The sequence below is a fragment of the Arthrobacter sp. N199823 genome, from assembly GCF_002929705.1.
Classification (GTDB): Bacteria; Actinomycetota; Actinomycetes; order Actinomycetales; family Micrococcaceae; genus Specibacter.
In genome coordinates this window covers 32,239-54,198 of sequence record NZ_PJIN01000010.1, presented here as the reverse complement: position 1 = coordinate 54,198, position 21,960 = coordinate 32,239, and the positions used below count along the sequence as shown (strand labels likewise).

General features: G+C 61.4%; 18 protein-coding genes. 6 read left to right on the top strand and 12 right to left on the bottom strand.

The window, feature by feature from the left end:
* Positions 1-63: 63 nt before the first annotated feature.
* The 3 genes from CXQ93_RS17005 to CXQ93_RS16995 are packed head-to-tail and all read right to left on the bottom strand — an operon-like array spanning position 64 to position 6,055.
* Positions 64-2,637, bottom strand: a complete 2,574-nt coding sequence (locus tag CXQ93_RS17005; protein ID WP_258069088.1) for a cation-translocating P-type ATPase — start codon at positions 2,635-2,637, stop codon at positions 64-66.
* Between the two features lie 8 nt (positions 2,638-2,645).
* Positions 2,646-4,079 carry a class I SAM-dependent RNA methyltransferase gene (locus CXQ93_RS17000; protein WP_104111614.1) on the bottom strand — a complete coding sequence of 478 codons (1,434 nt, stop codon included), beginning with the start codon at positions 4,077-4,079 and terminating at the stop codon, positions 2,646-2,648.
* Positions 4,080-4,084: 5 nt separating this feature from the next.
* Positions 4,085-6,055, bottom strand: coding sequence for an APC family permease (locus CXQ93_RS16995; RefSeq protein ID WP_104111613.1), 1,971 nt, complete (start codon positions 6,053-6,055; stop codon positions 4,085-4,087).
* Positions 6,056-6,349: 294 nt separating this feature from the next.
* Between CXQ93_RS16995 and CXQ93_RS16990 the strand changes: the two genes are divergently transcribed.
* Together CXQ93_RS16990 and CXQ93_RS16985 are read left to right on the top strand one after the other, a co-directional pair.
* Positions 6,350-7,021: a TrkA family potassium uptake protein gene (locus tag CXQ93_RS16990; protein ID WP_104111612.1), complete on the top strand. Its 672-nt coding sequence runs from the start codon at positions 6,350-6,352 to the stop codon at positions 7,019-7,021.
* A 2-nt stretch (positions 7,022-7,023) separates the two neighbouring features.
* Positions 7,024-7,680 (top strand): TrkA family potassium uptake protein, encoded by a 657-nt coding sequence (locus CXQ93_RS16985; RefSeq protein WP_062290079.1) that lies wholly within the window; start codon positions 7,024-7,026, stop codon positions 7,678-7,680.
* Here CXQ93_RS16985 and CXQ93_RS16980 read toward each other — a convergent pair.
* Genes CXQ93_RS16980 through dut form a run of 4 tightly spaced genes read right to left on the bottom strand, consistent with a single transcriptional unit; the run spans position 7,677 to position 10,144 of the window.
* Positions 7,677-8,447, bottom strand: a complete 771-nt coding sequence (locus tag CXQ93_RS16980; RefSeq protein ID WP_256939865.1) for a DUF3159 domain-containing protein — start codon at positions 8,445-8,447, stop codon at positions 7,677-7,679. The two genes, CXQ93_RS16985 and CXQ93_RS16980, sit on opposite strands and share 4 nt — an antisense overlap.
* Entirely contained in the window at positions 8,448-8,786 is a 339-nt protein-coding gene (locus tag CXQ93_RS16975; protein ID WP_104111611.1) for an OB-fold nucleic acid binding domain-containing protein, read from the bottom strand. It lies immediately after the preceding gene.
* Between the two features lie 2 nt (positions 8,787-8,788).
* Positions 8,789-9,580 carry a DUF3710 domain-containing protein gene (locus CXQ93_RS16970; protein ID WP_104111610.1) on the bottom strand — a complete coding sequence of 264 codons (792 nt, stop codon included), beginning with the start codon at positions 9,578-9,580 and terminating at the stop codon, positions 8,789-8,791.
* A 45-nt stretch (positions 9,581-9,625) separates the two neighbouring features.
* On the bottom strand, positions 9,626-10,144 hold the full coding sequence (gene dut, locus CXQ93_RS16965) for a dUTP diphosphatase (protein ID WP_258069087.1): 519 nt from the start codon (positions 10,142-10,144) through the stop codon (positions 9,626-9,628).
* A 117-nt stretch (positions 10,145-10,261) separates the two neighbouring features.
* Here dut and CXQ93_RS16960 point away from each other — a divergent pair, with 117 nt between their 5' ends.
* Positions 10,262-10,744, top strand: coding sequence for a DUF3093 domain-containing protein (locus CXQ93_RS16960; RefSeq protein ID WP_104111608.1), 483 nt, complete (start codon positions 10,262-10,264; stop codon positions 10,742-10,744).
* A 137-nt stretch (positions 10,745-10,881) separates the two neighbouring features.
* Here the strand turns inward: CXQ93_RS16960 and CXQ93_RS16955 are convergent, their stop codons facing one another.
* A complete protein-coding gene (locus CXQ93_RS16955) occupies positions 10,882-11,178 on the bottom strand; it encodes a DUF4193 family protein (protein WP_104111607.1) in 297 nt (98 codons plus the stop codon).
* Between the two features lie 307 nt (positions 11,179-11,485).
* On the opposite strand from CXQ93_RS16955, the gene sepH reads away from it, so the two are divergent.
* Positions 11,486-12,820: a septation protein SepH gene (sepH, locus tag CXQ93_RS16950; RefSeq protein ID WP_104111657.1), complete on the top strand. Its 1,335-nt coding sequence runs from the start codon at positions 11,486-11,488 to the stop codon at positions 12,818-12,820.
* Positions 12,821-12,856: 36 nt separating this feature from the next.
* Here sepH and CXQ93_RS16945 read toward each other — a convergent pair whose 3' ends face one another.
* The 3 genes from CXQ93_RS16945 to CXQ93_RS16935 form a co-directional block, all read right to left on the bottom strand.
* Complete coding sequence (locus CXQ93_RS16945) at positions 12,857-14,191, bottom strand: alkaline phosphatase family protein (protein ID WP_104111606.1); 1,335 nt, start codon at positions 14,189-14,191, stop codon at positions 12,857-12,859.
* The gene (locus tag CXQ93_RS16940; RefSeq protein WP_062290100.1) at positions 14,127-14,816 is read right to left on the bottom strand and encodes a DUF5998 family protein; all 690 of its coding nucleotides are present in this window, start codon (positions 14,814-14,816) and stop codon (positions 14,127-14,129) included. Before CXQ93_RS16940 ends, CXQ93_RS16945 begins: the two co-directional genes overlap by 65 nt.
* An 89-nt stretch (positions 14,817-14,905) precedes the next feature.
* Positions 14,906-17,581, bottom strand: a complete 2,676-nt coding sequence (locus CXQ93_RS16935) for a GNAT family N-acetyltransferase (RefSeq protein WP_104111605.1) — start codon at positions 17,579-17,581, stop codon at positions 14,906-14,908.
* An 81-nt stretch (positions 17,582-17,662) separates the two neighbouring features.
* On the opposite strand from CXQ93_RS16935, the gene CXQ93_RS16930 reads away from it, so the two are divergent.
* Both CXQ93_RS16930 and CXQ93_RS16925 read left to right on the top strand, forming a co-directional pair.
* Complete coding sequence (locus CXQ93_RS16930) at positions 17,663-20,323, top strand: DNA topoisomerase (ATP-hydrolyzing) subunit A (protein ID WP_104111604.1); 2,661 nt, start codon at positions 17,663-17,665, stop codon at positions 20,321-20,323.
* Between the two features lie 123 nt (positions 20,324-20,446).
* Positions 20,447-20,965 (top strand): DinB family protein, encoded by a 519-nt coding sequence (locus tag CXQ93_RS16925; RefSeq protein ID WP_104111603.1) that lies wholly within the window; start codon positions 20,447-20,449, stop codon positions 20,963-20,965.
* Positions 20,966-20,970: 5 nt separating this feature from the next.
* On the opposite strand, the gene CXQ93_RS16920 is transcribed toward CXQ93_RS16925, so the two are convergent.
* Entirely contained in the window at positions 20,971-21,960 is a 990-nt protein-coding gene (locus CXQ93_RS16920; RefSeq protein WP_258069086.1) for a GNAT family N-acetyltransferase, read from the bottom strand.

Genomic DNA, 21,960 nt, shown 5'->3' with positions numbered 1-21,960 from the left:
GACTCCTCTCGCCACTACTTTTATCTTTGTCAAGCACGGGACCGCACGCCAGTTAGGCACGCCTTACTCACGCTCAGAAACTGCTCCGCGCTTCTTCAAGAAACGGTAGAGGAGCTCAATTGCGATGCACCCTGCTGCAGTTACCGCAATAGTAGCCGCTAACAGTCCCCCGCTGGGTATATCGAGGGCAAAGAACTTCCGGGCAAACGGCACGGCCATGACAAGAACCAATCCCAGGACCATGGCAGCGACCAACAGGGCCCGCCACTTGTCAAAAGGCCGCGCCAACGTACCCAAGACCCAGAGGGCCACCAACAAAACTGTCATGGTGACAGCCGTCTGCGCCTCACGGATCAGCAGCTCACCACTCAAAGCTGGGTTCGGGAACGCTCGGGCGAACGCGTACACAGCCATGATGCAAGCGGCCACAATAGTTCCAGACGGGATGGCGAACATGAGTGTTCGGCGAAGGAATCCAGGCTGGTATCTGCGCGCATTCGGCAGCAACGCAAGGAAGAAGGCCGGGATGCCAATTGTCATGGAGCTCACAATGGACAGCTGGCGTGGCAGGAACGGGTAGCGCCACATCAGCACGCCAATGACCACTGAAATGATGATGGCGTACGTGGTTTTTGTCAGGAACAAGTTAGCTACTCGCTCCACGTTGGCGATCACCCGACGCCCTTCAGCCACCACCGAGGGCAGGTGGGAGAACTGTCCGTCGAGCAGCACCAGCCGCGAAACCGCTTTGGTGGCAGCCGCGCCGCTGCCCATGGCGATACCAATGTCGGCATGCTTGAGAGCCAGCGCGTCATTGACGCCGTCTCCGGTCATGGCCACCACGTGATCGCGGCTCTGCAAGGCCAGCACGATGGACTTTTTCTGCTCCGGCGTGACCCGGCCCAGGACGCTTTCTCGCTCCAGCACATCGGCCAGCGCTTCAAGGTCATCTGGCAGTTCCCGCGCGTCATATCCGTCTCCGTCGAAGATAAAGCCGACATCGCGGGCCACGGCGGCCACTGTCCGGGGGTTGTCACCGGAGATGATTTTCAGTTCCACGCCCTGTTCGCGGAAGTAGGCCAAGGTGGCACCGGCGTCCGGGCGGACCCGTTCGCGGAACACCAATAGGGCCACGGGAGCCAGACCCGCCAAGCTAAATTCTTCCTCCGCGGCAAGACCCTCCGATGACGGCTTGCCCGCCTGTTCCTGCACGGTGCGGTGCGCGAGAATTACGGCGCGCAAGCCCTTGCCAGCGGCGTCGTATGAGGCCGCTAATGCTTCAGGGTGAGCCCCGGCGCCAAGCACTACTTCCGGGGCGCCCAGCACCCAGTCCCCGGCCGCAGGCCCGTGCCCAAAAGAGACGGCACTGTACTTGCGCGCACTACTGAAGTGAACTTCGGCAGTAGCCAACTCAGCAGTGGCCTGCGTGTAGGACGCGGAAAGGGCGGCAGCGGTGGCATTCGCATTGGGATGAGCACCCTGCCAAGCCAGCACCGATTCCCATCCCGGAACCGGCGTAAAGACTGTGGTGTCAGCCAATTCCATGCGGCCTTCTGTCAGCGTGCCGGTCTTGTCCAGGCAGACCATGTCCACACGAGCCAGACCTTCAACAGCTGGCAGTTCCTGAACCAGAACCTGCTTGCGAGCCAAGGATACCGCCGCCATACCGAAGGAGATGCTCGTCAGCAGCACCAGCCCTTCGGGAATCATGGCGACAATGCTGGCCACGGCACTGACCACCGCAATGCGCCACTGCCCCGAGGCAATAGCCGCAGCCCAGCCACCGTGCGCACTCATCTGGCCGTTGATGACCAACACAATGATGGGGATCAGCGCCCAGGCAATGTACAAGATGATGCGGTTGATCGAGTTGCGAATCTCGGAATTGACAAGCGAGAACCGTCGCGCCTCGGCGGTGAGCCCGGACGCGTAGGATTCGGCCCCCACAGCGTGAACTCGAGCGCTGCCATAACCGGCCACCACAGCAGAACCAGACAAGGCAGCATCACCGGGAGCCTTACTGACGGGGTCGGACTCCCCCGTTAGCAAGGATTCGTCAATCTCCAACGCCTCAGAGGACAAAAGCGTGGCATCAGCCGGAACTTGATCGCCGGTGCGCAGCAGCAGGACGTCGTCATGAACCACCTCGGCCACGGCAATGTCGGATTCCACTCCGTCTCGGAGCACCCGGGCTCGCGGTGCATGCAGCACCGCGAGCTTGTCCAAGGTGCGCTTAGCGCGGTACTCCTGCACCACACCAATGGCGGCGTTGGCCACCACAATGAAACCAAACAGCGCATCACGGGGATCCCCCACCACCAGCACCAACACCAGGCAGCACCCCAGCACCGTGTTGAACAAGGTGAAGACGTTGGCCCGCACAATGGCCCAAATACTGCGGCTGCTTTCATGCGCCACCGCATTGGTCAGTTCCGCGGCACGGCGTTCGTGAAGCTGTCCGGCGTCGAGCCCGGTCTCCGCCAAAGCGACGGCGTCCACCGGGGCCAGTGCCGCGCGAGCCGCGGCCATGGCGGCACGGCGGTGTTCCTCACGCCGCTCTGCCAAGAGGGTGCTCTTGGGCTTGTTACGCGTGAGATCTCGCCGGGGCGGCCGCTGTTTCGCTGCGCTCTGGTTCACGGAACGCCCTAGTCGGTGGTGCTGGCTTTTGCCGTTACTGGGACAAGGAGCGCCACTGTTTCCACGTGGTGCGTGTGCGGGTACAGATCGAAGGCGCGCAGCTTCTCGATCTTCCAACCGGAGTTGGCAAAGTACTTGACGTCGCGGGCAAAGGCTGCCGGATCGCAGGAAACGTAGGCAATGGCCTTGGGTGCGGTGGCAACCAGGGCCCTGACAACAGCCTTGCCGGCACCTGCGCGCGGCGGATCAAGGACGACGGCGTCAAAGTGGCGCCGCTGTCCGGCCTCAGTGTGTGATGCTCGGGATTGGGTACCGAGGATCTTCTCCACGCGGCCCTGCAGGATTTCTACCTGCTCGCTGGCGTGCAGGTTCTTGCGGGCGTCACGGCTGGTACCTGGGGAGCCTTCCACGGAGAGGACGCTGCCATCGGAACCTACTGCGTCAGCTAGCGGGGCGGTGAACAGGCCGGCGCCTGCGTAAAGGTCTGCCACATCGGCGCCGTCGTTCAGGTAGCCGCCCTGCAACAGGTAGCCGAGTGCAGCGTCCGTCAAGACCTTGGGGGCCATGCGGTGAATCTGCCAGAAGCCGTCACCGGTGACACGGAACTCGTGGTCATCAGTGGTTTCCTTGACCCAGCCACGGCCGCTGACCACTTCAATGGCACTATTTTCCGGGTTCCAGCGGGCAACCGAGGGAGGGGTGGGAAGTGCTGCCAGCGAGCGGGCGATCCGCTTGACGGCACTGCCGGCAGCCTTGTCGCTGAGTCCATGAACCGGTGCCAGCAGCACCAGAACGCCGGAGCCATTGGCGGGTGCTGCAACCTCAACACGATCAATGCCTGTGAAGTCCAAGTCCCACAGGCGCAGCTCGTCAACAGCCGGAATGGCCAGGGGCATTTCCTGGATGGGAAGAATGGTGTGCGAGCGGTGTGCGTGCATGCCCAATTTGCCGGACGGAGTGACTGCAAAACCAACACGGGTTCGCCACCCCAGGCCAGCCTGCTGATCGGCATTGCCCTTCGCATCCACATCTTCAACACCTGCACTGAACAAGGCATCCACTGAGTCGGCGGACAGGCCGCCCAAGCGTTCGAGCTGTTCCCGCACCACTGCGCTCTTCAGTTCCAGCTGTCCCTTGCGGGAGATGTGACCGAATTCGGCTCCACCGATGGGTGAGCCATGGCGGGCGGCGGCGCGCAGGGCGTCGGCCTCGGGCCAGAAGTGCTCCACGCGTTCGGGCGAGGCTTCCACAACGCGAGTGACATCCGCGCGCCAAAACTTGGCGTCGTCGTCGTTCTCGGTCAGGGCGATCTCCACCGTCTCGCCGGGAATGGCGTGGCGCACAAAGATCACGCGGCCCTCATGCCGGGCAACGCAATGGCCGCCATGGGCCACGGGACCTACTGTAACGGTGAGGCGGGTGGTACTGGTGGGCTCGCTCATAAGTTCTATTCCTGATATTTCTTTGCGTCGGTGGAGGACTTCAGCTGCCACGGCACGCTGGCAACCACTACTCCTGGTTCAAAATGCAATCGCGTCTTAATGCGCAGGGCCGTCTGGTTGTGAACCAGCTGCTCCCACCATTTGCCCACCACGTATTCCGGGATGTATACCACTATCAGATCACGCGGTGAATCCTGGCGCATGGCCTTAATATGGTCGATCAGCGGCGTCAACGTTTCCCGATAAGGACTCGCCAACACAGTCAACGGTACCGGGATGGACAGCCGCTCCCAATCCGCGATGGTGGCCTCGGTCTCCGCAGAATCCAAATCAACTGTGATTGCCTCCAGCGTGGAAGGCCTTGATGCGCGGGCAAAGGCGATCGCCCGCATGACCGGCTTACGCACGTGAGAGACCAAGATCACCGCGTGAATCCGGGCTGGCAGCGCCTTGATCGCCGAATCCGTCTCCACGGCCAGTTCCTTGGCCACGTTGTCGTAGTGTTCGCGGATGCTCCACATGATCACGAACAGCACGGCCATCGCCAAGAGCGCAATCCAAGCGCCCTGTTCGAATTTCGTCACCAGCACAATGAGCAGCACGGTCAGCGTCATGGAGAAACCGATCGTATTGATCACCCGCGACCGCTTCATGCGGAACCGGATGGCCTTGTCTTTGACAGTGAGCAGCTCCCGGCCCCAATGGCGCATCATGCCCAGCTGGCTGGCGGTGAAGGAGATGAACACACCCACAATGTAGAGCTGAATCAGGCGGGTGACATCGGCATTGAAGGCCACAATCAGCACAATGGCACCCACAGCCAGCAACAGCACGCCGTTGCTGAAGGCGAGCCTGTCGCCACGGGTGCGCAGCTGCCGGGGCAGGTAGCCGTCCTTGGCCAAGATGGAGGCCAAGACGGGGAAGCCGTTGAAGGCCGTATTGGAGGCAAACACCAAGATGGCGCCCGTGGCGGCCACGATGATGAAAAATGCAATGGAGCCGGAACCGAATATAGTGGCGGCGATCTGACTGATGGATGGATTCTGCACGTAATCAGTGGGCGGGGCCACACCGTTCAACAAGAATTCCGTGTGTGGATCGGCCACAATATGAACGCCCGTGGCGTTGGCCAGGAACAAGATGCTGGCCATCATGCCGGCGGCGATGGCGCCCAGCAGTAGCAAGGTGGTGGCCGCGTTTTTGCTCTTGGGCTTGCGGAAATTCGGCACACCGTTGCTGATGGCTTCCACACCAGTCAGCGCCGCGGCGCCGGAGGAGAAGGCGCGCAGCAACAAGAAGGCGCCGGCGAGCCCCACCAGGCCCTGGTTGAAGGCGGCCTCGGGCACAATCTCAAACTGGGCCGACTGCGCCCGTCCCAGCGTTCCCGTGGCGGCCTGAAAGATTCCGGCGGCAGTCATGGCGAAGATGCAGAACATGAAAATGTACGTGGGAACGGCGAACACGGAGCCCGCTTCCCGGATGCCGCGCAGGTTCACGAGTGCCAAAATAATGACACCGACGACGGCGATCACGGCTTGGGTGCCGTGCCAGCCAGGTATCGCTGTGGCAAGGTAATGGGCCGCAGATGACATGGACACCGCCACCGTGAGGACGTAGTCCACCAACAGCGCAGAGCCAACAGTGAGCCCGGCACGCTTACCCAGATTGACAGTGGCAATCTCATAATCGCCACCGCCGGAGGGGTAGGCGTGTACGTTCTGGCGGTAGGAGGCCACGACTGTCAGCAGGACCACCATGACGGCCAGCCCCACCCAGGGTGAGAGTGACACCGCAGCCACGCCGGCCAGTGCCAGCGTGAGCAGAATTTCATCCGGGGCGTACGCCACCGAGGACAACGCGTCGGAGGCAAAAACGGGCAGCGCGATGCGCTTGGGCAACAGCGTGTGGGACAGCTTGTCATTGCGGAACGGGCGCCCCACAAGGACCCGCTTGAACGCGTTGAAGAAATTCAGCACGCGGGTAACGCTAGCACCCCTAAGGGGTACCCGCCCGGTGCCCGGCCGCAGGGTGCTCTCATGACACACTGCATGACACACTGGAGACGCACTAAAGACACACTTGTGGAACGCGCCCACACGCGGACCGGTGAGGTCACAGTGACAGACATAAGCGCACCTCAACTTGACCGTTTGGCCCCACGGGGCGTGAAATTGGTATCCGCACGGCTTAGAAAACACGGCTTAAGAAAGCCGTGCACACCAGCAGCACCGGGGACGTTGTCTTCGTTTCTGCCACAACAGGGAGCGTCAATGGCACATTTTGTGATCATGGGTTGCGGCCGGGTGGGCGCCACCTTGGCCCATGCTTTGGAGGACTCGGGCCACTCCGTGGCCATCATCGACCAAGATGAACGGGCTTTTCGTCGTTTGCGCACAGGGTTCGGCGGCCGCAAGATTACAGGTGTTGGCTTTGACCAGGACACCCTGAAGCAGGCCGACATTGAAAACGCCTATGCTTTTGCCGCGGTCTCCAGCGGCGACAACTCCAACATCCTGGCCACCCGAGTAGCCAGGGAAACCTTCCATGTGGAACATGTGGTAGCCCGGATCTACGATCCCGGCAGAGCCGAGATCTACCAGCGCCTAGGTATCCCCACGGTGGCTGCCGTACGGTGGAGCGCCGATCAGGTGTTGCGGCGAATTCTGCCCGAGACCGCCATCAAGGGCGATTTCCGGGAACCCTCCGGACGGCTATTCCTCTGTGAACTAGCCCTGCATCCGGAGTGGATTGGCCACCATATTGTGGACATCGAACAGGCCGCCGAAGTACGGGTGGCCTACTTGACTCGTTTTGGCGAGGGCATCCTGCCCGGACCTGACACCAGCTACCAACAAGGCGACACCGTCCACGCCATGGTGGTCAGCACCCGCTCAGCCGATGTGGCACGCATCTTGGCAGCAGTCCCCGCGAAGGAGAACTAATCATGCTGGTAGTCATTGTCGGGGCTGGCAGCGTTGGCTGCTCCATTGCCAAGGAACTGCTCTCCAACGGCCATGATGTGCTCTTGATCGACCCCAAACCGGAGGTCATTGGCAAGAGCGGACTGCGGGGCGCCCGCTGGTTGGTGGGTGACGCCTGCGAAATTACCACTCTGCGCGAGGCCAAACTCGAAGAAGCTGATGTGGTGGTTTCAGCCACAGGTGACGACAAGGTCAACCTGGTGGTGTCACTGCTGGCCAAGTCCGAGTTTGGGGTTGGCCGCACCGTGGGCCGCGTCAACAACCCCAAAAACGATTGGATGTTTGACGATTCCTGGGGCGTTGACGTAGCCGTAAATACACCCAGACTCATGACGGCGCTGGTGGAAGAGGCAGTGGAAATTGGTGACCTGGTCCGTTTGCTGACCCTGCAGACAGGTGTGGCCTCGCTGGTGGAGTTCACGGTACCGGGCGATTCAAACGTGATTGGCTCCACGGTGGGCGCCATTTTGTGGCCGCACGATTCCACGCTGGTGGCGATCCTGCGCGACGAGGCTCCCATCACCCCGAGCCCTGACGATGTAGTGGAGGCCGGCGATGAGCTGTTCTTCATCACCACCATTGCCGCAGAGGATGAGCTCAGGACCCTGCTGCGAAGCTAGCTGTCAGCGTCGGCAGTAGCCTCTGCCACGGGACGGCTGACGAGCCAGGCGATCCACAGGCCAAAGGCGTACAGCGGCACACCCATGATCAGGCGCATGGCACCGAGCGCGTCCACCTGCCCGGCGAAGTACAGCGGCAGCTGTACGGCCAGCCGGGCAGCCATGACGCCGACTAAAATCCAGGTTGCCACACGGTAGGCGCGGAGCCGCTCAGGCATCTCCCGCCAGCGCACACCCTCATTACGGGCATAGCCAAAAAGCAGTCCAAGGACAGGCCAGCGCACCGCTATCGAGACCACCATGGCGGCAATATAGGCGGCATTGGTATAGAAACCCACAGTGTAAAAGTTCTCGGCTTTGCCGGTCTTCATCGCCAAAAACGCTGAAAGTGCGACGCCGGCAATTCCGGCCAGCGCCTGCGTCAGGGGCGTGCGTTGGATCAGCCGGGCAACGAGGAAGACGGCGGCCACAGCCACAGATCCCACCAGGGCTATGGTCAGGTCCCGGGTCAGTGTGAAGACCACCAAGAAGACCAAGCCGGGCAAAACACTCTCGGCGATGCCTCTGATGCCACCAGCTGCAGCTAGCAGGTCAATATGTCCATTGTCCTTGCGGGCCAACGGGTTTTTGGCTGCCATTTCCTGCGCGATCTGCGCAAAACCCCCACCGGGCTGCCCCTCCGACTGAGCTGACCGGGTTGGCTGATCTGGCTCATGTGGCTGGTTCAGCGGGTCTGAGGCGTTTTCTTCGGGGTTCTGCTGACTCAACTAGCTCTCCTGGATTCCAATGATCTCGTAACGAGGGTTGTACATGGTGGGCAGTCCCTCGAGCATGGACACCATTCCTTCAACACGCAGCCGAACGCCGGCAGAAATGCCGGGTACCCGCCGTCGTCCCAGCCACACCAGACGCAGGCGGTGGTTGCCACCGTTGCGGTCGGTGCGTCCGGATTCCCCGTCGCTCAAAATGGCCGTGTAGGTGGGCGCAACGGTGGCAGGGAGGATGGTGATGGCGTCAATGACGCCGACGCACACGGCCCGCCCGCGCGGCGGCAACTCATCAATGGGAGTTGCCGCCGGCCAGGCACCTAATTCAACGGGAGGCAACGCTAGCCGATCGTGGTGATTTCCGGGCCGCGCTCCAAGGGTGAACCCCCCTGAGCGGGACCCATATCCGGACCAGCAGCAGCCTGCGCGGCCGTTACAGCGTCCTTGGGCAGACGCAGCAAGAGCAGATCGCGGGGCGGCAACGGCACTTCGCCACGGATTACTACCACACCACGGAACAAGTCTTCCAAGGCCAGAGCGGCTTCACCGTCAACGGCTGCGGCACCACCCAGGACACCTCGGAGGAACCAACGGGGACCATCAACACCAATGAAGCGTGCAACCCGGAAGCCCTTGCTGCCGTCGTCGCTCTGCGCCGGAACCTTGGCCAGAACTTCCTTGCCAAAGGTGCCGTCAAGAATCTCGATTTCGCCACCTTGCGAACCAACTGAGAGACCAATCTGCTCGCGAATATCGCGCCACAGCGGCTCCGAGCGAGATGCTGCAAAGGCCTGCAGCTGCAGGCTGGAACCATTCAGGTCCAAGGTGACGGCAATGACGCGCTGCGTGTTTTCTTCAACTTCAAGGCGCAGTGAGAGGCCCTCTTGGGGGGTGACCATCAGGGCACCAAGATCGACGTAACCGTCGGTGTTCTCAATCTCGCTGATATCAAGGGGGCCGTGGACTGCTCGATCGTAAGCGGTATCGGCCGGATCCGGCGGCAGGTTCAACAGGGCTGTTGGGGCCTGCGTGGAATCCTGCGCCTCGTCTGCAGTTTCTGCACTTGCCGCAGCGCTATTTGCCGCAGACTCCTCAGAGCTGTTCTTGTTTTTCTTACCGAACCCAAAAGCCATGGGAATTAAGACTCCTTGTAAATGATGGACACTGCAGATCAGCCGTTAGTTGGGCGCTGGTGTATTCGTGGACGGGGAAAAACCACCGGTGGAACCGAAGCCGCCGGTGCCGCGCACCGAATCCGGCAGCTCATCCACCGCAATGAACGCTGCGGTTTCAACACGCTGAATCACCATTTGTGCAATTCTATCGCCCCGTGAGAGGGAGATGGAGTGATGCGCATCGGTGTTCAGCAGCGTTACGGAAATCTCGCCACGGTAACCTGCATCGACGGTGCCGGGACTGTTGACAATGGTCAGCCCGTGCTTGGTGGCCAAGCCTGACCGCGGGTGGATCAAGGCGACAAATCCAAAGGGCAGTGCAATGCTGACGCCGGTGGGGACCAGAGCGCGCTCCCCCGGTGCCAACACGAGATCGATGCGGCTGCGAAGATCGGCTCCGGCATCGCCGGGGTGGGCGTAGCTGGGAGGTTCGATCCCGGCGTCGAGCATGTGCAATTGCACCTGAACAACGGGGTGAGGGAGATCTACGGCAGGGTTTTCGGGAGAAGTCTGATGGGTCACAACAGGACACTCTATCGCGAAGAACTGGCCGCCACCTGCGTGCGCGCTACGTGCTGTTCATCTGCTTCGTCTGGGCCAGAAGGTGAATTACTCAGGGAAAGATGAAAAGCTGGTCCCATGTCATCTCAATCGACCCCCAGCGCCACCTCCCCAGTCACGGCTAACTACACCGAGAAGCTCTGGCCAAATTTCTGGGGCTGGGTGATTGTTCTGGGCCTGTCAGCAGCGGGAATCCTGATCTTCATTCCCATCAGCCCCTTTGCCGGATTTGTGGCTTTCGGCGTCCTGCTGCTGTTGCAGATAGTGATTCTGGTGACATCCACGCCCACCATAACTGTCACACCGGACACTCTCCAGGTTGGCCGGGCACAGATTGAGCGGAAATTTGTTGGGGAGGTGAGCATCCACCACGGTGAGGACGCAACCGCTCAGCGCGGCATCAAGCTCAACGGCTTGGCGTACCTGTGCATCCGCGGCTGGATCAAGCCAGTTGTGAAGATTGAGATCACCGACCCCGATGACAGGACGCCCTACTGGCTCACGTCCTCCCGCAACCCGGAATACCTGGCGGCTGCTCTGCGCGGAGTGGGACAGCAATAGCACTCTCGCGTCCCCCGTGAACAGAAAATACCCCGGGCATCCGTTCAGTGAACTGATGCCAGGGGTATTTTTTGCTCTAAACGGCTACTCTGGCGTGCGGCTAGACCGGCGTACGCCTGATTTGGGGGGGGAAGAATTTATCCCTCGCAGTCCTTGCAGTACTTCATGCCCTGATTTTCCCTGGCCAGCTGAGAGCGATGCCGGACCAGGAAACAGCTGCTGCAGGTAAATTCATCCACCTGTTCGGCAATGATTTCCAAAGCCAACTCGTCAGGAGGGAGTTCCCCGCCTGGAAGTTCGTAGCGCTCAGCCAGTTCGATCTCGGTGGAGTCAATGACGGCTATGGCCCGTCCTGCGGTGCTGGACTTTTCTGCGCTGGAAGGATTTCCTGGGGCGCGGGGTGCCCTGTGCTGCTGGCGAGTACCGGTATTCATGGCTGTTCTCTTTTCTTCTTGCCGCCAGAAACAAATCTGGCTTAATACAGCCAATATCTTAAAGCCTGCAGGCCGTTCTGGCAGCAGTGGCACCCGGCGAGTTCGCATCCGGCTTAAGTTTGCGGCCCCGTCATAGGGCTTCTGCTTCCGGATCCCTTCTGGCGACGTGTGGATTTTTAGGGATATTGTTCACAAAACGCACAAATATCACAGCCATCTTTCGCCACGCCTATGGCGGTAGTAGGAAAAGCCTTGCATCGGTGGCAAAGTTTTGAACTGTAATATTGAGACTTTTTTGGAGGACGGCATGGCTGATCTACGGCTAGTGGGTGTCCACGACGACGGCGAACACCTGCTGCTCAGTGGTCCTGATGGGGACAATTATTTACTCCCCCTAGATGAAGCACTGCGCACGGCCGTTGGCAGGACCAGCCAGCGCGCCCCCGGGCTGAACCAGCCAGGGGCCCGCATGACGCCCCGTGAGATTCAGTCCTTGATCCGGGCAGGCTCCAATGCCAATGATGTGGCGGAACAATCGGGCCTCTCACTTGAGCAGGTTCGCCGCTACGAGGGACCTGTTTTGGCGGAACGTGAGTATATTGCTGGCCAGGCCCGGGCGGTTCACGTAGCTGCCACTGCGCTGCCCTCTGAACTCGTCTTGCCTTCCCTTGACGATGAACCCACCACTTTGGATGAGATGGTCCGGCACCGTCTTGCTGCCTTTGGGATCAACGAGTCAACCCTGCGTTGGGATGCTTGGCGTGAGCACGCCGGCTCCTGGACCATCAGCGCTCATTTTGAGCCCGGTACCGAGTGGGCCGCCACTAGCATTGGCGAGCCGGCGCCGGCGCTGTGGCGCTTCCATGCTGGGCGCAAGTCCCTGGAGAACGCCAACCGCTGGGCACAGCAGCTCAGTGAGCTGGAGCCGCTCGACAGCCCCGTGCCGGAACGCCGGCTCAGTGCTGTTGCGGACAAGCCGTTTGACGTCGAAGCCGATGGCTCCTCGGAGGGCGAAGCAACCGCTCTGCTGGAGAGCGACGATGTCACTGAGATCTCGCCTGCGGATGCTCCGGAAGCAGAAGCCAGTTACCCCGGCCATGGCCTCCTGGACATGCTCCGTTCCCGTAGAGGTGTCCGTCTGGGCATCGACGAGAACGGCGATGACGAACTCGCAGCCATGCTGGGCACTCACGTACCGGGAGCACATCCCCGCGATGAGGCCCTCTACACAACTGGCACAGCGGCAGACACAGACACTGACACAGACACAGAGGGATCCCCGGATGGCGCGGCCCCGAGTGAATCAGTCAAGGACCGCGTCAGGAAAATGCCGTTCCTGCAACTTGCCCCGCGCCTAGCGGATGACACCACCGTGGGCAGCGTGTCCGAGGTCAGCACCGAGACCCGTGAAGTGATCCTCTCGGGCGAGCCTACGGGGCGCCTGGCGCAGATTCAGGCTCAGCCCGATCGCTCAGACGCCGCAGCAGCAGCGACTTCAGCAGCGCAAACGGCAGACTCCGAGGAACCAGGTCCCAGCGATAGTGAAGTTGCTGCACGGTTGGAGCGTAAAGCGGCAGCCAAGCCCAAGCGCTCAAGCGTCCCCAGCTGGGATGAAATCGTGTTCGGCACCAAGGGCGACTAAAGACGCTAGCGGTAGCCTCTAGCGGTTATCCACGGGTCAGCGGCGCTTGCCCTTGGCTTTCTTCGCCGTCACGGGGATGCGCAGTAGCGGAACTTCTCGTTCTGCCTTCGTGATGGAGCCGTGCTGGCCCACCACGTCCATGGCTTGGAGCCGGACGCGGCGCAAATCATAAAACGCTACGGATTCACGTGCCAGAATCAGCACATCGCCTATGCGGTTGGCAACGCTGTCAGTGACGGTGCCAAAGTAGCCTGCGGCCACGGCTTGCTCACGGGTCAAGACCCAGGCCTTGCGCCGGAAATGCTCCAGCCAGGCTGTCATGAGCCGGTCCCTGGATTCCGGTGTGGCCTCTGGTTCAAGGTACAGGTGAACCATGCGCGGCTCTCCCGCCGTGTGCCGAACGCCTTCCACCAACTCCGGAATCTCTGAATAGTCAATGCGATCCCTGCGAGGGATATCCACCATGCCATGATCGGCCGTCAATAAAATCAGGGTGTCCGAAGGTGCCGCTGCCGCCAAACGCTTCATGCCGGCGTCGAGCTCTTCCAGCTGACGTTCCCACTGCGGCGAGTCCGCACCATAGTGGTGCCCGGCCTTATCCAATTCACTCCAGTAGAGGTAGACCAGCGCCTTGGGCGTGGCGGCCAAAGCCTCAACGGCCTGCTCCACGCGGGCATGGGTGGAGGTGGCGCCGCTGAATTGGCTGCCGCGGAGGGCCGCACGCGTCATGGCAGAATCGGCGAACTTTGGCAGGCTCACGGTGGTCGCTGCCACATCGGAGGGCAGCTTTTCAAAAACAGTGGGGATGGGCTGCCAGCGCAGCGGATCAACTCCGCTGTCCCAGTTGCCCAGAAGGTTTACCACCTTGTCCTGGCGGGGGTCCAAGACGTCATACCCCACCATGCCGTGCTGTCCCGGAACTGCTCCCGTGCCCAGTGCGGTCAGGGACGTTGCGGTAGTGCTGGGGAAGGCAGCGTGCAGGGTGCGGGGGTGCTCACCACCGGAGTCGGCCGCCATGATCCCGCGCAGGAACGGCGTGTGTGAGGCACGTTGTTTGAGCAGTGACTTGCCCAGTCCGTCCACCAGCACAACACAGATGCGCTGGGCGGCCGGTAGCTTCAAGACATTCGTATAGGCCTGCGCACCAAGGACCGCGGCGGCACTGCTCAGAACATCGCCAATGCTGGCCTTGCCGTAGGCCGGTGCGGCCGGCAGATCGGACTGGCCTGCGAGCAGCGCGTCGCTGCTAAGAGTGCCGGCTGAGGAGGGAATGGTTTCGGGGGCGGTTTCGGGGACGCCCACGGCGTTATCGGCGGTAATGTGAACGGCCCAATCGTGCGCCGAAGGCTGGGAAGCGGCCAGGACCGGCATCGGGATGACCGGGAGAACCGGCCCCCGTGTTGACGGCGCGCAGTGCTCGCGCGAAGGCTTTGGCATCGGCCACGGCCTGCAGGCCCTCAGCCTCAGCGCTGATGCGCAAGGCAATATCTTCCTGGGCAATGGTGCCGGAGTAGCCATGATCGGCGTCGCAGTTGGGATCTCCGCAGGCAGCGGGCCCCATTTCCACGCGCTGACCACCGGACCAAGCAATGGACAAGGTCAGCTCTCGGGCCGGATCTGAGGGCTTGTAGTCCTGTGGCTGGGAATAAATGTAGCTCAGCACCACGGAATTAATCTGACTCACAGGGACGGATTCAGTGGAAACCTGCGCCACCATTTGCTCACCGGATTCATCCAGCTGGTGATCGTCCACGTGGGTGATGACCAGCATTTCGCTGGTCAAAACCAGTACGGTGATGTGCCGGTGCACCTCGGTACGGTCAAAGTGTGTTTCCAGATGGACTAGGTGTGACAAGGGCGCTTGGCCGTCCAACGCATCATTGACCACATCGGCAACCAGCCGGGGATAAAAACCTGACCGCTGGAGGGCGGTTTCCAAATCGCGGCCTTTGGTATTGGCCGGTGCACCGGCTCCGAAGCTGTTCATGGTCTCCATTTTCGCACTTTGCGCTCACTGTTGCGAACTGGCAGAGCTGCCACGGACGCGCCACCACGGTGCGGGCCCGCGCAGCACCCGCGAACCGTCTAGGACCGCATGGCTCGCCGGGCGCTGTCGGTGCGCTGAGCGGCGTTGCCAATGCGCACATCCACTGCCAAGACCGTGACGGCTGTGGGGCCAACCAAGATTGGCTTAAATTCAATGAGCGCCACCTCAGGATGTTCGTCCTTAAGCATGGCAACACGCGCCACCAGATCCTCCAACGACGCCACGTTTCCTGCTGGCAGTCCCTCATAGCCGAAGAGTTTCACGGCAGCCCGCGGCGCCCGAACCAACTCCGCGGTGTCCCCCACTGACAACGGCGGCACCCTATGCGCCCAGTCATCGAGCAAGTTCACCGCATCCCCGGACAGACCAAAGGACACCACAGGTCCCAGCAGCGGATCCTCAATGGCCCGCAGCGTGACAGATTGGCCCACCTCAGCCATGCTCTGAACCTCTAAATCCTTCTTCCCGTAGGGCTCAAGGTATTTCCGCATCTGCACAATGTTGCGGCGCAGCGACTCCGCATTTTCAATGTTGATCCGCACCCCGCCCAAATCAAGACGGTGCCGCAGGCTCGGGTCCAAGGTTTTGATCGCCACGGGCCAACCCAACCGATCGGCATTGGCTACCGCTTCATCCGCACTGCCAAAAGGCACCGATTCCAGCACATCAATGCCGTAATGACCTAAAAGTTCCCTCGCTTGGGCGCTGCTGAGGGTGAGCAACTGATCGTGTGAAACACCCAACAGCAACCTGTCCAACAATTCTTCGGCAGCCTGAGGATCAACTCCGGCAGGAGGCTCAAAAACCGGTGATTCAAGCGTCAGCCAGTGCGCATACCGGGTGACTGCCGCCAGCGCAGCGATGGCCGCACCAGGGCTGGAGTAGGCCGGTAGCGAATCCGCAATTTGCCGGTTGACGTGAATATTCGCATCAAAGATGCCTGTGAACACGGCAACGACAGGTTTACCGGACTCTTCCGAGCACTCCTTGAGCGTCTTGGCAATGGCCTCAATAGTCAGGCCCACCACCGGCAGCAGCGTGACAATCGCTGAATCCGCCCCGTCCGTGGCCAGTGCCGCCAGTACCGAACGCTTCAGTAATGGCAGCGCCCGCGACTGGCCAATGTCTAGCACCAGAAACGACTCCATGACGGCCACGGTCAGACCGTGCCCCTCGGCGTCATCAGCCACCACGTTGCCCAGAGCGCCGGAGTTAGCCAAGATGGCTATGCCCGGCCCTTTGGGCAATGGCTGCGAAACCACAATTTGCGCCACGTCCGCAAGCTCTTCAATGGTGTTGACCCGAACAACTCCGGACTGCCGGAGCATTGCGTCCAATGCACCCGGAGGGGCTTGAGTGGTCCGCACCGCGTGCCCCGGTGGCAACCGCAACCCCATGGAATCAGACTTCGCTACGATGACCGGCTTACTACGGGCCAGACGCCGGGAGATGCGGGAGAACTTGCGCGGATTTCCCACGGACTCCAAATACAGGGCACAGGCGGTGGTGTTGGGATCATCTTCCCAGAACTGCATCATGTCATTGCCCGAGACATCGGCCCTGTTTCCCGCGGACAGCACTGTTGACATCCCCACACTGCGCCGGCTCATTGAGGCAAAGAGCGAGACGCCCAACGCGGCCGATTGGCTGAAAATCCCCAGCCCACCCTGTGTGGGCAACACAGGAGCCATGGAGGCATTGAGCGAGACCGCGGGATCGGTATTGGCCAAGCCCAACGACGCCGGACCCACCAACCGCATGCCGTTGGCTCTGGCTTGCCGGACCAGGGCGTGCTGGCGCGCAAGGCCGCGTTCGCCGTCGTCGGCAAAACCTGCCGTAGCAACCACCAAGCCCTTCACGCCGGCCTGGCCACACTGGTCAACAACGCCAGGGACTTGATCGTAGGGCACGGCAATAATGGCCAGATCTACCGGCCCGGGCACCTCGCCAATGGTGGCATAGGGCAGCATTCCGGAAACTTCCAGGGCATCCTGGTTGACGGCATAAATGGCTCCGGCGAATTTCCCCTCCACCACATGCTCCAAGAGCTGCTGGCCAATACTCCCCCATTCGCGGCTGGCCCCGATGACAGCCACGGACTTCGGCGCCACCAACCCGGCAACGCTCAGCGCCTCGGCCCGGTGCTCACGTGATTCCATGACCGCCCGGGACTTTTCCGTGGGGTCAATGTCGAACTTGAGGGAGATCACGCCGTCGTCAAAGTGGCGATGAACCTCATAGCCGGCTTCGGAGAACACCTGCATCATCTTTCGGTTCTCCGGCAGAACCTCGGCGGAAAACTTATTGATCCCGTTCTCGCGGGCGGCTGCGGCCAGGTGTTCCAATAGGATGGATCCTAGACCGCGGCTTTGATGAGCGTCCGAAACATTGAAAGCCACCTCCGCTTCGGTGGGGTCATCCAAACGGTCATAGCGGCCAATGCCAATGATTTCCGCGCCACGGGTGATGACAAACGCCACGCGGTCGCGATAGTCCAGCTCCGTGAACCGGCGCAACTCCTTGGGCGTGAGCTTCGACTTGTAGGTGAAGAAGCGCAGGTAGATAGAGTTTTGCGATTGGGCCATATGAAACGCCTGGACGGCATCGGCATCGTCCGCTCGCATGGGACGTAAGTGGGCCGTGCCACCATCACGCAAGACAACATCGGCCTCCCAATGGGCCGGATATTCGGGCGCTAGCTCTGGCTTCACCATAGAATCACTGTACCGACATGATGCGTCTTTTGCCGCGCATGCCACCCGCAACACCCATGTAGAAAAGGAATCACCGCCATCATGGCCAAGCGCCAACCCCCAGCAGCAGATGACTTCGTTGAAAACATTGTAGATATTGATGTTTCCAATGAGATGGAAAGTTCCTTCCTGGAATACGCCTACTCTGTGATTTACTCGCGCGCGCTCCCCGATGCCCGCGACGGTCTCAAACCCGTGCAACGCCGCATTCTGTACATGATGAGCGAGATGGGACTGCGACCCGACAAGGGGCACGTCAAGAGCGCCCGCGTGGTGGGCGAGGTCATGGGTAAGCTGCACCCGCACGGTGACACGGCCATTTACGACACCATGGTGCGTATGGCTCAGGACTTCTCCTTGCGCCTGCCGCTCATTGATGGCCATGGAAACTTCGGCTCGCTCGACGACGGCCCCGCCGCCCCCCGTTACACCGAGGCCCGCCTGGCAGCACCTGCACTGGCACTGACCGGCAACCTGGATGAAAACGTTGTGGACTTTGTGCCCAACTACGACAACCAGATGATGCAGCCTTCAGTTCTTCCAGCGGCCTACCCAAATCTTTTGGTCAACGGCGCCAGTGGCATTGCGGTGGGCATGGCCACCAATATGGCCCCGCACAATCTCGTGGAAGTCATTGCCGCAGCCCAGCACCTGTTGCGAAATCCAGAAGCCACGCTGGAAGACGTCATGGCGTATGTGCCGGGACCCGATCTTCCCTCGGGCGGTCGCATTGTGGGCCTGTCCGGTATCAGGGACGCTTACGCCACAGGCCGCGGATCCTTCAAGACGCGCGCCAAGATTACTGTTGAGCAGCTTTCGCCGCGCCGTGTGGGGCTGGTTGTCACCGAGCTGCCGTACCTGGTGGGTCCGGAAAAAGTCAGGGAAAAGCTCAAGGAAGCCCGCAACAACAATAAAGTGGTTGGCGTTGCCGATTTCATTGACCTCTCCGACCGCAAAAACGGTTTGCGTCTGGTCATTGAAATCAAGAACGGCTTCAATCCGGCCGCCATCATGGAACAGCTGTACAGGTTCACCCCGCTGGAAGAATCCTTCGGCATCAATAACGTGTGCCTGGTGGACGGGCAGCCACAGACGCTTGGCCTGTTGCCGCTGCTGCAGGTATTCGTCAACCACCGCATTGACGTGGTCCGACGCCGCACAGCATTCCGCTTGGGCAAGAAGCAGGACCGTCTGCACATTGTAGAAGGCATGCTCATTGCCATCGTCGACATTGATGAGGTCATCCAGATCATCCGCACCTCGGATGAAGTGGCATCGGCCCGCGAACGCCTCATGGCTGTCTACGACCTCTCCGAGATTCAGGCCAACTACATTCTGGACCTGCAGCTACGCCGGCTGACCCGCTTCTCAATGGTGGAGCTGGAATCCGAACGCGATGATCTGCGCCGCGAAATCGAGGCCCTCGAGGCAATTCTGGCCTCGGAAGAGGTCCTGCATCAGCTGGTCTCCGATGAGCTTGGCGAGGTTGCTGCGACGCACGGCACACCGCGCCGCACAGTCCTTCTGGAATCTGAAGCCATGGCGGCCTCAGTGGCGAAGGCCCTGGCGGCCGCTCCTGGCGGAAAGGCCGGTAAGGCAGCGCCGCTGGCTCTGGAAATTGCCGATGACCCTTGCTGGGTTCTACTCAGCGCCACGGGCCAAATTGCGCGCACCAGCTCTGCCGATCCACTCGTCGAGTCCGGCGCCCGCAGCAAGCACGACGTCTTCACCTCGGTGCTGAAGTCCACTGCCCGTGCAGAAATCGGTGCGCTGACGTCACTGGGCCGGATGCTGCGTCTGCAAGTTGTTGACATGCCTGTTCTGCCTCCCACCGCAGCCTTGCCCAGCCTGGCAGGAGGCGTGGCCGCCAAGGATTTCATTACCCTGACCAAGGGTGAAACGCTGGTGGGCTTTGTGCCGCTCAATGCCGTCTTTGCCGTCGGCACGAGCTCCGGTGTGGTCAAGCGCGTCACCCCCGAATACCCCTTGAACCGTGACGACTGGGAGTACATCACTCTCAAGCCCAAGGACGTCGTGGTGGGTGCCGGTGTTGCCACGGACGACGACGATCTTGTCTTTATCACGCAAGGCGCCCAATTGCTGCGGTACAGTGCCGCCAATGTTCGCCCCCAAGGACGGACCGCCGGTGGTATGGCAGGCATCAAACTCGGAGCAGGCGATGTGCTCTTGTCCTTCGGCGTGGTCTCCCCCACCGATCCTGACGCCGTCGTGGTGACAGTGTCGGGCGGGCAAGAGGCTTTGCCGGGTACGCCGTCGGGCTCGGCCAAGGTCACTGCGCTCTCGGAATACCCAGCAAAGGGCAGGGCCACTGGTGGCGTCCGGGCTCACCGCTTCCTCAAGGGTGAAGACAGGCTGTTCCTGTCGTGGGCTGGCCATGGCCCTGCCAAGGCCTCCTCCAGTTCCGGAGTAGCACGTGTCCTTCCCGTGGAACACGGTCACCGCGACGGATCCGGTCTGGCGTTGACCGCTGGGATCGACCTAGTGGGTCCCAGCCTGTCCGGAATCGCCTCGGAGACGGCTGCCACGCAAGCACCGGGTATGGATGAATCCTCCGCCGCTGCTCCGGCGACGTCGGTCGGGACGGGCAGCACCCCGGCCACAACGATTCCGCCGGCACCCACACGCGATCCGAAGCCGATTCAGGACTCAACTCAGGAAGCGTTTGAGCTGCCGCTGGACTAACTCCCCGGCGAGTGTCCACATAACGTACGTTTGGAACCGTTTTCGGCTCTGATCCGTACGTTATGTGGACACTCGACGCCGGGCTCGGGGCCCTGCCAGGTAGCTTCGGCCTAGACTGGCCCCATGGACATCATTACCGATAAAAAAGACTGGACCTGGGTACTCGAGAGGAGCTGCCCGGACTGCGGTTTCACGGCAGCCAATGCAACCCCGGCCACAGCAGCCACCATGATTCCGGTGTTGTTGCCGCGCTGGCAGGCGGCGCTGCGGCGCCCCGACGTTGAAGAGCGCTCCACGGCCGGCACGTGGTCGGTCCTGGAGTACAGTGCCCACGTCAAGGACGTCTTTGAGGTCTCTACCGCCCGGCTGGAACTCATGCTCCGCGAAGAGAACCCCACGTTCGCCAATTGGGATCAAGATCAGGCTGCTCTGGATGGCAACTATTCGGCCCTGGATCCAGAGACTGTTTCTCAGGAATTAGTGCAGAACGGACTCGATGCGGCTTCTGCATTCGGCGCAGTTCAAGAGGACCAGTGGGACCGACGGGGGCTACGCAGCAATGGTTCGGAGTTCACTGTGGTGACGCTGACGGGCTATTTCATGCATGACATCATCCATCATCTTCACGACATCAACGCCTAGAGCGCTTAGAGCGCCTTGTCCCAAGCGACCGTCACACGCCCCGGGATAGCTGTGTAGCCTAGTTTGCCGTAGAGCCCAACGGCTCCGCTGGGGTTCTCGGTGTCCACATCCAGAGTGGCCGCGTCCATGCCGGCGGCCCGGTAACGGGCCATGGCATCAATCAGGAGCGCCGGGGCAATACCACGGCCCCGCCAAGCCCGGCGGACCCCAAGTATGTCCGTGTACCCGCAGCGCCGCCCCTCGCTGGCGGCAGCATCGGCGTCGAACATGGACATTTGGTAGCCGGCCACCTCCCCGCTTGCCTCATCCACGGCAACTGTGGACAGGTCGGGCCGGAAGCTTTCGTGGCCCAGGAAGTACTCCCACTTTTCAGGACTGCGGGATTCTGAACCCCAATGGTCCGCAAACGCCTCATTGTGGGCCAGGCGGACAGCCTCGCCCAGCCCGGAGGTGAACGGCACAACTCTCACGCCGGGCACAGTGACAGGTTCTGGAATGAAAGTGAGCGGGCGCTCCATTTCGGTGAAATACCGGACCCTGCCAAAGCCGGCAGCCGCCAGCATTGCTTCATGGGGCGTGTTTCCTGCACGGGCATAGCAACGGGCGCCGGGGCTCGCCTGGTCCTCGGCCGCGAACCGGGATCTGGACACGTCCTGCTGCCACGCCAAAACGGCGGCCCCTGCTCCCCGGCGCTGCCAGAGCGGATCAACGCCACCAAAGACAAAGCCCACGGGCCCACCCGGGCTCTTGGCCACGTAGCCGTAGGCGCGCGGCACCCCGTCCCCATCCACGCCCACTAGGGTGTTGTCCGCGGCGGGGTTGGCGGCGGAACCCAGAACCTCGGTGAGATCAGAAAGCTGGTCGTGCCAAGGCGCGTTTTCGGCCTCGGCTATCCGCACCACCAGTTCCAACCATTGGCCGGCATCCTCCGCAACCAGCGGCCGGAACGACAGTCCGGCAACGGTGGGCCGGGGCACAGCTCGCATGGAAGTCAT

Excerpts from the sequence above, each read along its gene's own strand:
- CXQ93_RS16945 (WP_104111606.1), bottom strand. The coding sequence starts at position 14,191 with ATGCCGGTCCTGGCCGCTTCCCAGCCTTCGGCGCACGATTGGGCCGTT.
- CXQ93_RS16930 (WP_104111604.1), top strand. The coding sequence starts at position 17,663 with ATGGCCAAGCGCCAACCCCCAGCAGCAGATGACTTCGTTGAAAACATT.
- CXQ93_RS16955 (WP_104111607.1), bottom strand. The coding sequence starts at position 11,178 with ATGAATACCGGTACTCGCCAGCAGCACAGGGCACCCCGCGCCCCAGGA.
- CXQ93_RS16920 (WP_258069086.1), bottom strand. The coding sequence starts at position 21,960 with ATGACTTCCATGCGAGCTGTGCCCCGGCCCACCGTTGCCGGACTGTCG.
- CXQ93_RS17000 (WP_104111614.1), bottom strand. The coding sequence starts at position 4,079 with ATGAGCGAGCCCACCAGTACCACCCGCCTCACCGTTACAGTAGGTCCC.
- CXQ93_RS16985 (WP_062290079.1), top strand. The coding sequence starts at position 7,024 with ATGCTGGTAGTCATTGTCGGGGCTGGCAGCGTTGGCTGCTCCATTGCC.
- CXQ93_RS16990 (WP_104111612.1), top strand. The coding sequence starts at position 6,350 with ATGGCACATTTTGTGATCATGGGTTGCGGCCGGGTGGGCGCCACCTTG.
- CXQ93_RS16935 (WP_104111605.1), bottom strand. The coding sequence starts at position 17,581 with ATGGTGAAGCCAGAGCTAGCGCCCGAATATCCGGCCCATTGGGAGGCC.
- CXQ93_RS16960 (WP_104111608.1), top strand. The coding sequence starts at position 10,262 with ATGTCATCTCAATCGACCCCCAGCGCCACCTCCCCAGTCACGGCTAAC.
- CXQ93_RS16970 (WP_104111610.1), bottom strand. The coding sequence starts at position 9,580 with ATGGCTTTTGGGTTCGGTAAGAAAAACAAGAACAGCTCTGAGGAGTCT.
- sepH (WP_104111657.1), top strand. The coding sequence starts at position 11,486 with ATGGCTGATCTACGGCTAGTGGGTGTCCACGACGACGGCGAACACCTG.
- CXQ93_RS16925 (WP_104111603.1), top strand. The coding sequence starts at position 20,447 with ATGGACATCATTACCGATAAAAAAGACTGGACCTGGGTACTCGAGAGG.
- CXQ93_RS16940 (WP_062290100.1), bottom strand. The coding sequence starts at position 14,816 with ATGGAGACCATGAACAGCTTCGGAGCCGGTGCACCGGCCAATACCAAA.